We start from the raw sequence: 13,659 nt of genomic DNA, 5'->3' as shown, positions 1-13,659 counted from the left end.
TGCACCCACTAGCTTCACGTATCTTTATCACCAACCTTAAGCTAGCTGCTATGCCACCCATCACGGATATTTCCCAGCTCGACCTCAACAAACGCTACACTTATGCTGACTATCTCACTTGGCAGCTCAGCGAATGGGTGGAGTTGATTAAGGGCAAGGTGCGCCCTATGAGTCCGGCGCCACGGGTGGTACACCAGCGTATTTCTAGCCGCTTGGTAGGTCGTATCTATACACAACTTAAACCCCACTCCTGCGAGGTATTTCACGCCCCGTTCGATGTGCGCTTAATTAAAGCTAGCCCTGACGGTGACGCGGAGGTTATAACTGTGGTACAACCCGATATCTGTATAGTCTGCGACCCAACCAAGCTCGATGAAAAAGGCTGCCTCGGTGCTCCTGACTGGATTATTGAAATCTTGAGTCCCGGCAACCTGGCGCGGGATACCAAGGAAAAATTTGACCTCTACGAAGAGAATGAGGTGAAGGAATACTGGATTGTTTCGCCCGGCGACCAAAGCGTGGCGGTGTATGTACTCCAAGACGGCCGCTACCAGGTGCGCGGCGAGTTTTATACGCCAGGCCCCATTCCAGCACACACGCTCTCGGGATTAAGCATCGAATGGAATGAGATATTTGATGGCTTATGAGGTACCTAGCTATACTCTTTGCTAGCCACAAATCTTACTTTTCGAGCAAGTGCACGGCTAGCTCGGCCGCATAGTGGGAAATGGCAAAACAGGCGATATTAATCAGTAGACTTTTGCCGACAAGCTGCCAGCGCGAGGTGGCAGGAAACAGCCGGAAATAGGTCCAGGTGTTATATAGGACAACAAACGGCAGCTCCACGTATTGTGTCTGGAAGTGCGGAAACAGCAGCCGCAGCGCGTTCAGCAGCAGCACCACCAGCAGCACCAGCGACAAACTGTACAGCACCACCACGGCTATTTCGGCGTAGTTGTAGGCTGCCTTACGGAAAAACAGCCACGTAATGCCGGCGTAGAGCGGCAGTAGGCCCATCTGCATCAGGGCAAAGTAGTGCCGGAAAAAATCCTGCGACTCGTCGCTCACGCCGTAGAGCTTGTACACGAGCGACTTGATAAAGAACTGCCCCAGCGCCGTAACAGTAACTGCCACGAAAAACATGGAGAACGGCTTCTGGTGCTGGTAGCGTCGCCCCGCCAGGTATTCCCGCTGCATGTCGCCGGGCCGCAGCGCCAGCTCTTTTAGCGTGTACAGAAAGCCTTTGTCGAGGTGGGTGAAGAGGTGGAAAACTTCGTGGCTGAGATGATGGAGCGAGATACGGTGCGTCGCGTAGCTCTGGCCGCAATTCTGGCAAAACCGCCCCGCTCCTTGGTGGCCGCAATTTCGGCAGGTACTAGGCGTCGTGGTCAGCGGTGGAGAAACAAGCTCTTGCATCGTGTAGGACAGCAGTAATATCTGCCCCCAATCTATAGCCTGAAAAATAAGCATTCAATTAGGAGAGATTTAATTGCAGCAATTCTCTTTTTCTATACCTTCCGGCGTCTTTAAAGCTCCTCCCTACTTTATGTTCTCCCGAAGCCTTTCCCGCCTGCCGTTGCTGCTGGTGCTGGCCTTATTGTGCGCCTGTTCCAAAACCGGCCAAGACGCCGCGGCCGACCCCAACGGCGAGGAAATCGACCCCTATCAAAACCTTGTATTTCAGTTCGCGGATGCCATAGTAGAACCTGGCCAGCAGGACCGCTGGGACACGGTGCAATACGTGGCGTTTGAGCCCGCCATGCGCGGCAAATTCAAATGGAACTCCGACCGGGAGCTGATCTTTTCCCCAAGCACTTCGTTTCGCCCGAGCACGGCTTTTAAAGCCTCGCTACGCACCGAGTTGTTGCCCAGCAACAAGCGCGGCGTGAAGCTGCCCGAAAACCGGGAGAAGTTTCACACGCCCTATCTTCAAATGGAAGAGCCCCAAGCTTTCTGGGGCCGCTCCAGCCGGGCGGCAGGTACCGCGGAAATGCGCGTGGAATTGCCGTTCAACTACAGCGTGCGCCCCGCCGATGTGAAGCCGCTGCTACGCGTGACGCAGGACGGGCAGCCGGTGGCTTTTGAGGTGATTGGCAACGAGCCCGGCCAGAAAGTACGCGTGTCGCTCAACCAGCAGGTGCAGCCCGGTAGCCCGCTGACGGTGGCGCTAGGCCAAGGCCTGCGCGCCGTGGGCAGCGACCAGGCGTCTGCCACCGAATACGAAAAGCAGGTACAAGTGCCCGACCAACAGGCGCTGGAAATTCGCTCCGTAGCTGGCTCGCTGCAAGGTGCCGACCCCACCGTAACCATCCTCACCACCCAGCCAGTGAGTATTCAGGATTTACAAAGTGGCCTCACGGTGTCGCCAACGGTGGCTTATGAAGTGGAGGAACAGGAAAGCGGCTTCCGGCTGAAAGGTGGCTTTGAGGTGGGCAAAAGCTACCAGGTAACCTTGCGCCAAGGGTTGCGCGGAGGACTCGGCGGCCAGCTGGCCGAGAATGTCACCGAAACCGTAAGCTTCTCCGACGAGCGGCCCTCCATCGAGTTTTCCAGCGCCGAGAAGGCCCTCTACCTCGATGCTCTGGGCACCCGTAACCTGGGCGTGCGCATCAACGAGGTGCAACAAGTGAAAGTGACCATTGCCAAAGTCTACGCCAACAACATTCAGCAGCTGCTGCGGTCCGGCAGCCAATACGGCTACCCCGAATACAACGAGGAAGAAGGCGGCTACGAGGGAGACGAAGAAGGAGACGGTGGGGAATACGTGGACCACTCCTTCCGGTACTACGACGTGGAAAACCTCGGCAACGCGCTCACGGAGCGCACCTACACCGTAGCGGGCCTGAAGAAGGAACAAGGACTGCGGCTGCTGAATCTGAACCTGAAAGACCTGGAATTCGCGGGCGGACTCAAGGGCCTCTACATCGTGAAGGTGCAGGATACCGAGCGGCAGTGGCTGCAAGTAAGCAAGCTCGTGGCGGTGTCCGACATTGGCTTGATTGTGAAAGAAGGCGCGGCCGGCAGCACGCTCGTATTTGCCAACTCCATCCGGAATGCCAAGGCGCTGAGCGGCGCGGAAATCCGCTTCATCAGCACCAACAACCAAGTGATAAGCACCGGCGTGACCAACCACGACGGCGTAGCCAAATTCGACAGCACGGGGCTGAATGGGCGGTTCAAGCTGGGCATGATCATGGCGCAGCAAGGCTCCGACTTCACGTTTCTGGACCTGAGCCGCAGCCGCGTCGAAACCTCGCGCTTTGAGGTAGGCGGGCTGCAAAGCAACGCCGCCCACTACCAAGCCTTCCTCTACGGCGACCGGGATCTGTACCGCCCCGGCGACACCATTCGGACCAACACGGTGGTGCGCACCGAAAACTGGCAGGCCCCGCCGAAAGACTTGCCGGTGAAGATTCGGCTGCTGCTGCCCACCGGCAAGGAGTACGCCAGCCTGCGCAAGCAGCTTTCGGCGGAAGGCTCTTTCGAAGCCAGCTTCATTATGCCGCCGGCTGTTATGACGGGCCTCTACACGCTGGAAGTGCTGACCGGCAACGACGTGCTGCTCACCTCGCGCCAGGTAAGCGTGGAGGAGTTTATCCCGGACCGCATGAAGGTGACCGTGAAAACGTCGAAGTCGGTGGTGAAGCCGGGTCAAACGATTTCGGCGCAAATCACGGCCCAGAACCTTTTCGGGCCGCCCGCCGCCGACCGTAAGTTTGAGGTGGCGTTTTCGCTGAAGGACAAAACCTTCGCCCCGAGCAAGTATACAGATTACGATTTCCGTCTGAACAGCGGCCAGCGGCGCAGCCGCTACAGCAGCGAGTCTTCTCCCCTCTCAGACCGGTTCGAGAATACCACCCGCGAAGGCACCACCGACGCGGCCGGCCGCGGTACCGCCACCTACGAGGTGCCCGATTACACCGACCTTGGCACGCTGGAAGGCACCGCTTTCACTACGGTTTTCGACGAGACCGGCCGCCCCGTAAATCGTCTGGCTACATTTGAAGTGCAAACTCAGCCGGTGATGTTCGGCATTAAGAACATGGACGAGCTGGTGGAAACCCGTAAGCCCGTGCCCACGCGCCTCGTGGCCCTTACGCCTGCCGGCCAGCCTACCACCGCCGAGGCCCAAGTAACTGTGGTGCGCTTGCTCTGGGAAACTGTGATTGAGCGCCAAGGCGGCCGTTACGTGTATAATTCGCAGCAGCGCGAGGAAGTTGTCATCAACCGCGTAATCAACGTGTACGCCAACAGCGACTCGGATGCGAATCTGGGTTTCGTGCCCACGTATTCGGGCGAGTACGAGATTCGGGTGGCGCGGCCGGGAGCCAGCACCTTCGTGAGCCAGCGCATTTACGCCTACGGCTACGGCGATACGCAAAGCAATTCCTTCGAAGTGAACAACGAGGGCGAAGTGACCATTGAGGCCGATAAGGAGAAATATGAGCCCGGCGAGACGGCCAATCTGCTGCTCAAAACGCCTTTCCCCGGCCGGGTGCTCGTAACCGTGGAGCGCAACCGCGTGCTCGACCATTTTTACGTGAACACCGACGAGAAATCGGCGCGGGTGAGCATTCCGATTCGTGCTGGTCACGTGCCGAACGTGTACGTAACGGCCACCGCCATCCGCGAAATCAAGGACAACCGGCTGCCGCTCACCGTGGCTCGGGGCTTTGTGCCGCTGACGGTGGAAAAACCAGGCGCCAAGCTGCAAGTGGCCGTAAAGGCCCCCGAGCAGAGCCGCTCCCAGCTGTGGCAAACCATCGAAGTAAACACCGCGCCCAACGCCAAAGTGACGCTGGCCGTGGTGGATGAGGGCATTTTGCAGATGAAGGACTACCGCACGCCCGACCCTTACGGCTACTTCTACCAAAAGCGCGCCCTCGAAGTGCAGGCCTACGACGTGTATCCCTTCCTGCTGCCCGAACTCGGCACCAGCAGCACCGGCGGCGACGGTTCCGACCTGTCTCGCCGCACCACGCCCGTGCCTTCGCGCCGGGTGCAGCTCGTGGCTAAATGGAGCGGTGTACTCACGGCCGACGGCGACGGCAAGGTGCTGTACAAAATGCGCGTACCGCAGTTCAGCGGCGCCCTGCGCGTAATGGCGTTGGCGTATAAAGACGACGCTTTCGGCAGCGCCGAGCACACCATGAAAGTGGCCGACCCGGTAGTCATCAGCACCAGCCTCCCCCGTTTCCTCAGCCCCGGCGACACTATTGATGTGCCGGCTACGCTCACCAACACTACAAGCAAAATCACCACGGGCACGGCCAGCGTGACGGTTGATGGCCCGTTGCGCTTAGTGGGCAAGGCTACGCAGAGTATCAGCTTGCCTGCCAACGCGGAGCGGCGGGTGCTGTTCCGAGTAGTGGCGCCGGCCAGCATCGGTAATGGCAGCGTTACGACGACGGTGAAGGCCGCCAGCGAGACATTTACGGAGAAGATTGAGATTCCCGTTCGGCCAGCTTCGCCGCTGCAAAAGCGTACCGGTGCGGGTGTGGTGGCGGGCGGCGCAACCCAGCAGCTTAATCTGAAGACTGATTTCCTGCCTTCCTCACTGCGCAGCCAGCTAGTAGTGAGCCGCTCGCCGATGGCGGAGTTTGCCAAAGACCTGCGCTACCTGCTGCAATACCCCTACGGCTGCCTGGAGCAAACCGTATCGGCGGCTTTCCCGCAGCTTTACTATGGCGATTTGACGGCTACGCTGGGCCAAAAAGCTGGCAAGGCCGGCAAAGCGGGTCTCTTCAACCCCAACTACCACGTGCAGGAAGCCATTCGGAAAGTGGAAGCCCAGCAGATGTACAACGGCAGCCTCAGCTACTGGCCCGGCGGCGACTACGACAACTGGTGGGCCACGGCCTACGCCGCTCACTTCCTGCTGGAAGCCAAACAAGCCGGCTTCGACGTGAACAAGAAAGTGCTGGAGCGGGTGCTGAGCTATTTACAAACCCGCGTCAAGAAGCGCGAAACCGAGACCTACAACATCATCCAGACCGGCGGCGTGATTCAGCCGCTCACGCTGGCGAAGAAGGAAAACGCCTACTCGCTCTACGTGCTGGCCCTGGCCGGCCAGTCGGACCCGGTGGCGCTGAACTACTACAAAGCCAACCGCAAGCTGCTGGCCGAGGATTCGCGCTGGGTGCTGGCCTGCGCCTACGCGCTGAGCGGCAACCAACGCAGCTACCGCGAAGCCCTGCCGACGCGCTTCGGCACGCAGGTGATGGCCGGCCGCGAACTGGCCGGCTCGTTCTCTTCTCCCATCCGCGACGAAGCCTTGGTGCTCAACGCCCTGCTCGCCGCCGACCCGGCCAGCCCGCAGGTGAATACGCTGGCCCGGCAGCTGAGCCGCCAGGTGAAATCGGCGCAGTGGCTTAGCACCCAGGAACGCTCGTTTGCGCTGTTGGCCCTGGGTAAGCTCGCTAAGAAAAACGCCGCCAGCACCGTTACAGCTAATCTGCTGGCCGATGGTAAGGCCATTGGCAGCTTCAGTGGCAAAGACCTCACAGTGAGCAACGTGGCCAACCGGCAGGTGGCGCTGCGTACCAGCGGCAAAGGCAGCCTCTACTATTTCTGGGAAACGGAAGGCATTTCGCCCACCGGCCAAGTGCGGGAAGAAGACGCCTACCTGCAAGTGCGCCGCCAGTTCCTGGACCGCAATGGCAACTCAGTGGGCTCCACCTCCTTCCGGCAGAATGATCTGGTAGTCGTCAAAATCACGATTCAAGCCGCCGAAAGCGCCGGCGACGTGGAAAACGTGGCCATCACCGACCTGCTGCCCGCGGGCCTCGAAATCGAGAACCCGCGCATCGGCGCCGTGCGAGAAATCACCTGGGCCAAGGACGCCTCCCAACCCGACTACCTCGATGTCCGCGACGACCGAATCAACTTCTTCACCACGGCCAATCGCTCGCCCAAATCGTTCTACTACCTGGCGCGGGCGGTTTCCAAAGGCACGTTCCGGCTAGGGCCGGTAAGCGCCGACGCCATGTACAACGCCGAATATCACAGCTACGCCGGCGCCGGCGTGGTGCGGGTGCGGTAACGAAACAACCTGTCATCCTGAGCAGCGCGAAGGACCTAATGAAATCAAGAACAAGGCGTTGTTACGCGAGTCGTTCTACTTTCTTTAGGTCCTTCGCAGGCGGACGTCAGATAAAGGATGACAGTGGCGGGGTGGCTACACGCCTTCGAATACCTCGGTCCATTCCAGCGCGAGGTTTCCTAGCGTGTGCACCGGAATAGGGCCGGGCTGGTAGTACTCACCGCGCACTTGGTAACGGCCTTCTTCGAGCACGTATACGGCTACGTTTTTGAGGCCGGGATTAACGATCCAGTACTCTCGCACGCCATTTTCCTCGTAGAGGTCGAATTTAGTTTTGCTGTCGTGGTTGGTATTGCCGGGCGAGAGGATTTCGATAATCCAGTCGGGCGCCCCGACGCAACCAAACTCATCCAGCTTTTGCGGATCGCAGATGACGCACAAATCCGGTTGCACCACGGTGGTAATCTGCGCGTCGCCATTGGGTGAGGTTGTAGTGAGGCGCACGTCAAATGGCGCGGCAAAGCCTTGACAGTGCTTACCTCGCAGGGCTAGCTTAATACTACCGACTAAATTGAAAGAAATAGTCTGATGCCTAACCCGAGGGGCCGGACTCATGCGTTTCACCTTCCCACGAATCAACTCTACAAACTCATCTAGCTGCCACGTCAGATAATCAGCATAGGTGTAATTCTTATCAAGATCTAGCTGCGAGAAGCTGGTGATGGGTGCCATGAGCAAGAATGATGGTAAAGCCAACGAATATACAGTAAAGAAGCCGAGCAGAAGATTGAAACTGACCTTGCTTGCCCCTTATCTTGGCGCTATGAAGCGGCGCATCAGCATACGGTTTTTGGCAGGATTGGGGCTGTTTCTGCTGCTGTTGCTGGGCCTGGACCGGCTGTTTCCGCTGCCGCCCGCGCCGCAATACTCGCCCCTCGTACTGGCCGCCGACGGCTCGGTGCTGCACGCCTACCTCAACCCCACCCAGAAGTGGCGGATGAAAACGGAGCTGCTCGAAATCACCCCAACCCTGAGCCGCACCATCATCGAAAAAGAAGACCGATGGTTCCGCTGGCACTTCGGGGTGAACCCATTGGCGCTGGTGCAGGCGGCGGGGCGCAATGTGTTTGGGACGGGCCGCACCACCGGGGCCAGCACCATCACGATGCAAGTGGCCCGACTGCTGGAACCCAAGGAGCGTACTTTCGCCAATAAGCTGCTGGAAATGCTGCGCGCCGTACAGCTAGAAGCCCATTTCAGCAAAGACGAAATCCTACAACTCTACCTGAACTTGGTGCCCTACGGCAGCAACGTGGAGGGCGTGAAATCGGCGGCGCTGCTGTACTTCCAGCAGCCACCCCACTACCTTTCCCTGGCCCAGACCGTGACGCTGGCCATCATTCCAAATCGTCCCACGGGCCTGGTGCTGGGCCGGCACAACGCCGCCATTCTGCGGGAGCGGAACCGATGGCTGAAACGGTTCGGCGACGCCGGCTTGTTTCCGCAGCAGGACGTGGACGACGCGCTGCTGGAACCGCTGAACGTGCAGCGCCACGCCGCGCCCACGCTGGCTCCGCACCTCGCGCGGCGCTTGGTAAGCCAGTTCCCGAGCCAGGCCATCATTCAGAGCAGCCTCAACCGTAGCAAGCAAGCCAAAACCGAAGACCTGACCCGCAACTACGTGCGCCGCCTCCACGAGCTGGGCATCACGCAGGCCGCCGTGCTGGTCGTCAACAACCAGACCCGGCAGGTGGAAGCTTACGTCGGCTCCGCTGATTTCCGCGACTTCGGCAGCCAGGGCCAGAACGACGGCATAATGGCCGTCCGCTCGCCGGGCAGCACGCTCAAGCCATTTCTTTATGCCTTGGCCATGGACAAAGGCCTGGCCACGCCCAAGCTGCTGCTACCCGACGTGCCCACCAACTTCCAGGGCTACCGCCCGGAAAATTTCGACAAGCATTGCAGCGGCGAAGTAACGCTGGAACACGCGCTGGCCCAGTCCCTCAATATTCCGGCCGTGCGCATGCTACGGGACGTAGGTGTGTCTTTTTTCACGAACAAGCTCCGAGAAGCCGGCTTCCGCAATGTAACCCGCAACGCCCCCCGCCTCGGCCTGAGCAGCATCCTGGGCGGCTGCGGCGCGAGTCTGGAAGAATTAACCAACCTCTACGTAGCCCTGGCAAACGAAGGACGGTACGCACCTCTGAGGTTGACGGGTTCGGCTGGCCCTGACGAGGGGCCTCACCCCCTAGCCCCCTCTCCTAAGGGAGAGGGGGGACTAGCTCTAGAAACTAGTGCTGGAGCTACTAGCTCTAAAGCTAAAAAGTCGTCTGGCTCCCCCTTCTCCACGGGAGAAGGGGGCCGGGGGGATGAGGCTACTACAGCTAGGGAACTACAAACTAGTCCTCCCTCTCTGAAGGAGAGGGGGCTAGGGGGTGAGGCACAAACCCAACTAATATCCCCCGCCGCCGCCTTTCTCACCACCGACATCCTCGCCCAGCTCACGCGCCCCGATTTGCCCATCAACGCGGCGAGTAGTATGCGCCTGCCTAAGATTGCCTGGAAAACTGGCACCAGCTACGGCCGCCGCGACGCCTGGAGCATCGGCTACAACAAGCAATACACCATTGGTGTGTGGATCGGCAACTTCAGTGGCCACGGTAGCCCGGCCCTCACCGGCGCCGATGTAGCCACGCCCCTGCTCTTCGACCTATTCAATGCAGTGGCATACAACTCGCCCAACGATTGGTTTATACCGCCCGCCGCGCTGGATTTTCGGCTGGTGTGCACCGAGTCGGGGCTGGTGCCGGGCGAGAACTGTCCCAACCAGGTGATTGACTATTTCTTGCCGGGCGCGTCGTCGGGGCAGCGGTGCCAGCACCAGCGGGAAGTACTGGTTTCGGCCGATGGCAGCTTCACGTATTGCCGTGCCTGCGCTCCGGCGGCTGGTTTCCGGCGAGCCCTGTACCCCAACCTGTTGCCCGAAGTAGCCGCCTATAAGGAAGCGCAGGGCATTCCGTACCGCCGCCTGCCCGCGCACAACCCCGCTTGCCAGCTCGTGCGCGGCGGCGCGGAACGGGCGCCTAGCATCACCTCGCCGCTGGCCAATACCGAGTACGTCCTCAACCATCACGAAAAGCAGCAGCTCCTGCTCAGCTGCACCACCGACAGCGAGGTGCGCCAGGTGTATTGGTACGTCAACGACAAGTTTCTAAAAGCTGCCGCCGCCACGGAACGAGTCTTCTTCCGGCCCCCACCCGGCCCGCTCAAAATCTCCTGCGCCGACGACCACGGCCGCAATACCGACGTGCTGGTAACCGTAACGGAGCTGTAGCCAGCAGCGCGAAGGCCGGAGCTTCGCGTTATTGTGGTTTAGGCACCATCGTTCGTGCTGGCGAAAAAGACCTGTCCACATTGGCGCAAGCACCATTCTGATTTGGTAGACAGCTCTGCCTTTTTCCGACTAGTGTCTACCAAGGTTAGTGTACCAGTAGTATGTTTTGCGCTTTGGTGTTTACCTGCGGCGTGAGACAGGCTGCTGGAGCAGGCGTGCAACCCTGGTGGCCCGCCGTTGTTTTTTGTACCGGATCAGTAGTCCTGGCTGGCTTTGCGCAGCTATTGGGTGTGTCTGTTGCTGTTCAGTGATGACCCTGGCAGTGCGCGAACTGTTAATAATAACTTCCCCTCTCTATCAAAACCGGTACTTGCTGGTTATAGGCCTTGTGATTCCGGACAACCCCCATTGCGCAGGCCGCGTACGTGCGCATGTTTGGCGCGGCTGAAAGTATTGTTGAGCTCAAGATGGACCATCTCACGCGCGTTACGTACGCGGTAGCTGCCTTTCCTTACCCTATTGTATGAGACGAATGAATTTGGCGCTTCGGCTGCTGCTTGGTTTGCTGTGGCTTGTTCCGGCCGGGCTCCGGGCTCAGCCAACGGCCCCGCCACCCACCGGGCAACTGACGCTAGACCAGTGCCTCCAGTATGCGCTACAAAACCAGCCCGTACTGCGCCAGACCCGCATCGACGAGGAAGCAAACGAGGCCACCATTCGGATTGGGCTGGCCGGCTGGCTGCCGCAGATTGGGATCAATGCCACGGGCCAACACTATTTCCAACTGCCATTCACGGTGTTTCCGAATGCGGAAGGTGTGAACGTGCCGCGCCAAATTGGTCTGAAAAACACGTCTACAGTAGGTTTGGCCGCCACCCAGGCCATCTATAACAACGACGTGCGGCTGGCCCTGCGCAGCGCCCAACCCTCGCGGGAGCTGTATAAGCAGAACACCACCAGCGCCCGCATCGACGTGGTGACTGATGTGAGCAAGGCGTTCTATGATGTGCTGCTCTCCCAGCGCCAGCTCGACGCCCTCAACGAGGATATTGTACGGCTGCGGCGCAGCTTGCAAGACGCCAAGGTCCGTTACGAGGTGGGCGTAGTGGATAAAATCGACTTCAAGCAGGCCGAAATCCTGCTCAACAATTCCATTGCGGCGCGCAAACAGGCCCAGGAAAGCATCAAAGCTAAGTCGGCTTATCTGAAGGAGTTGATGGGGCTGGCTGGTCCGCAGCCACTTACGCTGCAATACGATACCATCCAACTCATGCGCGACGCCTTCGTGGACACGACCCTGACGCTGGAACCTGCCAACCGCATCGAGCTGCAACAGCTTCAGACCCAGAAAGCCTTGCAGAGTGCGCAGATCAGCTACTACCGCTGGGGCTTCTTGCCAACGCTTTCGGCCTTCGGCAACTATAACGCGGTGTTTCAGAACAACAACTTCAGCGACCTGTACAGCCGGCGTTTCCCCAACTCTTACGCCGGTCTGCAACTGTCCTTGCCCATTTTCCAGGGTACGCGCCGCCTTCAAAACCTGCGGCGTGAGCGGCTCACCGATCAGCGCCTCGACCAAGACATCTTAGCCACGCGCAACCGCATCAACACCGAGTTTGAGCAGGCCCTGGCTACCTACAAAGGTTACTACACCGAATATCTGATTGGGCAGACGAACCTGGCGCTGTCCCGGGAAGTGTATTCGGTAGTGAATCTGCAATACCGGGAAGGCATCAAAACCTACCTCGACGTAATCGTGGCCCAAACCACGCTGCGCACGGCCCAGCTCAACTATTACAGCGCCTTATTTCAAGTGCTGAGCAGCAAAGTAGACCTGCTACGTGCCCAGGGCAGTTTGCCCGTTGCTTATTGAGAGGTAACAGGTTTTAGGTGACAGGTTTTCAGATAACACGTGACACGTGATAAGGCAGTCGCCAGGACTTGTAGGAAGATAAGTCCCGCTTAACTCTATCATTTTCTGATTTCGGCATGACTCCCGCTTTCTCCCTAAGTACCTGTCACCTCTTATCTGTCACGTGTCACCCAAAGAACTGCCACCCCAAATCACCTAATCACTCAAAATGAAGAAGATAATTCTTGCCCTTTGTTACGCCACGGGCCTGTTTGCTGGGGTGAGCTGCGGCAATAAAGAGGCCGATAAGCCCGCTGGTCCGCCGCCCGCCACGCCCGTGACGCTGGTAGCGGCCCGCAGCACCAACGCTATCTACTACGACGAGTACCCGGCTACCGTGGTGGCCATTAACAGCGTCGAGCTGCGCAGCCAGGTTTCGGGCTTTATTACGGGCATTTTCTTCAAGGAAGGCGAGGTGGTGAACAAGGGCAAAACGCTCTACGAAATCGACCGGCGCAAGTACCAGGCCTCCTACCAGCAGGCGCTGGCTGGTTTGCGCAGCACCCAAGCCACGGTTCAGAACGCCAAAGTGAATCTGGACCGCTACGAGCGTCTGGCTCAGCAGGACGCTATTGCCCGGCAAATCGTGGATAATGCTTCCACAGCCTACGCCACGGCGCAGAGCCAGGTAGCCGAAGCCCAGGCCGCCGTAGCCTCGGCCCGCACCGACCTCGACTATTCATTAATAAAAGCGCCTTTCACCGGCCGCATCGGTATTTCGCAGGTACGCCTCGGGGCCCAGGTGAGCCCCGGCACCACGATGCTTAACACCATTAGCGGCGAAGACCCGATGGGCGTAGATTTCGTGATTACGGAATCTGACCTGGCCCGCTTCGGCGAATTGCAGCGCCAGGGCGGGGGCCGCAACGACTCTACCTTCCGCCTGGTGCTGCCCGATGGCTCGGCCTACAACCAGCCAGGCCGCATCCTGGCCATCGACCGGGGCGTGAACGAGCAGACGGGCACCGTCCGCATTCGGGTTCAATTCAGCAACCCCAAACGGCTGCTCAAGGATGGCATGAGCACGGTGCTACGCGTGCTCAACCGGCAGTCGGGCCGCCGGGTGGTGGTGCCCTACAAAGCCATTGTGGAGCAAATGGGCGAAAATTTCGTGTTCGTGGCCGGTGACAGCAGCAAGGCCTTCCAGCGCAAAGTACAGCTCGGCCCGCGCTTGCGCGACCAGATTGTGGTGATGGAAGGCCTCAAGCAAGGCGACCAAGTAGTAACCGAAGGCCTCCAACGCCTGCGCGACGGTGGCAAGATCCAGCCCGGCGACCCAGCCCAGGCCCAAAACGGCGCCCCCGGCCAGGGTGGCGGTGCTAAGTAAATAGAGATGATTAGAGCTAGAGCTAAAACTAGCTCCCCTCCTTG

At 59.2% G+C, this 13,659-nt stretch carries 7 protein-coding genes; 5 read left to right on the top strand and 2 right to left on the bottom strand.

Annotated features, from left to right (window positions below; translation table 11 throughout):
• The first annotated feature begins 50 nt into the window (after nt 1–50).
• Entirely contained in the window at nt 51–647 is a 597-nt protein-coding gene (locus ACYSMN_RS11145) for a Uma2 family endonuclease (RefSeq protein ID WP_488923957.1), read from the top strand.
• 34 nt (nt 648–681) lie between these two features.
• Here the strand turns inward: ACYSMN_RS11145 and ACYSMN_RS11140 are convergent, their stop codons facing one another.
• Nucleotides 682–1,416, bottom strand: coding sequence for a DUF3667 domain-containing protein (locus ACYSMN_RS11140; protein ID WP_488923956.1), 735 nt, complete (start codon nt 1,414–1,416; stop codon nt 682–684).
• A 130-nt stretch (nt 1,417–1,546) separates the two neighbouring features.
• On the opposite strand from ACYSMN_RS11140, the gene ACYSMN_RS11135 reads away from it, so the two are divergent.
• On the top strand, nt 1,547–7,042 hold the full coding sequence (locus ACYSMN_RS11135; protein WP_488923955.1) for an alpha-2-macroglobulin family protein: 5,496 nt from the start codon (nt 1,547–1,549) through the stop codon (nt 7,040–7,042).
• 135 nt (nt 7,043–7,177) lie between these two features.
• Here the strand turns inward: ACYSMN_RS11135 and ACYSMN_RS11130 are convergent, their stop codons facing one another.
• The gene (locus ACYSMN_RS11130) at nt 7,178–7,774 is read right to left on the bottom strand and encodes a Uma2 family endonuclease (RefSeq protein ID WP_488923954.1); all 597 of its coding nucleotides are present in this window, start codon (nt 7,772–7,774) and stop codon (nt 7,178–7,180) included.
• A gap of 91 nt (nt 7,775–7,865) precedes the next feature.
• Here ACYSMN_RS11130 and pbpC point away from each other — a divergent pair, with 91 nt between their 5' ends.
• From pbpC to ACYSMN_RS11115, 3 genes are all read left to right on the top strand, one after another.
• Nucleotides 7,866–10,376 (top strand): penicillin-binding protein 1C, encoded by a 2,511-nt coding sequence (gene pbpC / locus ACYSMN_RS11125; RefSeq protein ID WP_488923953.1) that lies wholly within the window; start codon nt 7,866–7,868, stop codon nt 10,374–10,376.
• A gap of 523 nt (nt 10,377–10,899) precedes the next feature.
• A complete protein-coding gene (locus ACYSMN_RS11120) occupies nt 10,900–12,249 on the top strand; it encodes a TolC family protein (RefSeq protein ID WP_488923952.1) in 1,350 nt (449 codons plus the stop codon).
• A 208-nt stretch (nt 12,250–12,457) separates the two neighbouring features.
• Nucleotides 12,458–13,615 carry an efflux RND transporter periplasmic adaptor subunit gene (locus ACYSMN_RS11115; protein ID WP_488923951.1) on the top strand — a complete coding sequence of 386 codons (1,158 nt, stop codon included), beginning with the start codon at nt 12,458–12,460 and terminating at the stop codon, nt 13,613–13,615.
• Nucleotides 13,616–13,659: the final 44 nt, after the last annotated feature.

It is taken from the genome of Hymenobacter sp. M1-2 (assembly GCF_057808495.1).
The sequence above is the reverse complement of the archived record's forward strand: the minus strand, read 5'-3'. Positions and strand labels throughout refer to the sequence as shown.

Bases quoted from the DNA above. Each gene is read 5' to 3' on its own strand.
- ACYSMN_RS11145 (WP_488923957.1), top strand. From the start codon at position 51: ATGCCACCCATCACGGATATTTCCCAGCTCGACCTCAACAAACGCTAC.
- ACYSMN_RS11140 (WP_488923956.1), bottom strand. From the start codon at position 1,416: ATGCAAGAGCTTGTTTCTCCACCGCTGACCACGACGCCTAGTACCTGC.
- ACYSMN_RS11135 (WP_488923955.1), top strand. From the start codon at position 1,547: ATGTTCTCCCGAAGCCTTTCCCGCCTGCCGTTGCTGCTGGTGCTGGCC.
- ACYSMN_RS11130 (WP_488923954.1), bottom strand. From the start codon at position 7,774: ATGGCACCCATCACCAGCTTCTCGCAGCTAGATCTTGATAAGAATTAC.
- pbpC (WP_488923953.1), top strand. From the start codon at position 7,866: ATGAAGCGGCGCATCAGCATACGGTTTTTGGCAGGATTGGGGCTGTTT.
- ACYSMN_RS11120 (WP_488923952.1), top strand. From the start codon at position 10,900: ATGAGACGAATGAATTTGGCGCTTCGGCTGCTGCTTGGTTTGCTGTGG.
- ACYSMN_RS11115 (WP_488923951.1), top strand. From the start codon at position 12,458: ATGAAGAAGATAATTCTTGCCCTTTGTTACGCCACGGGCCTGTTTGCT.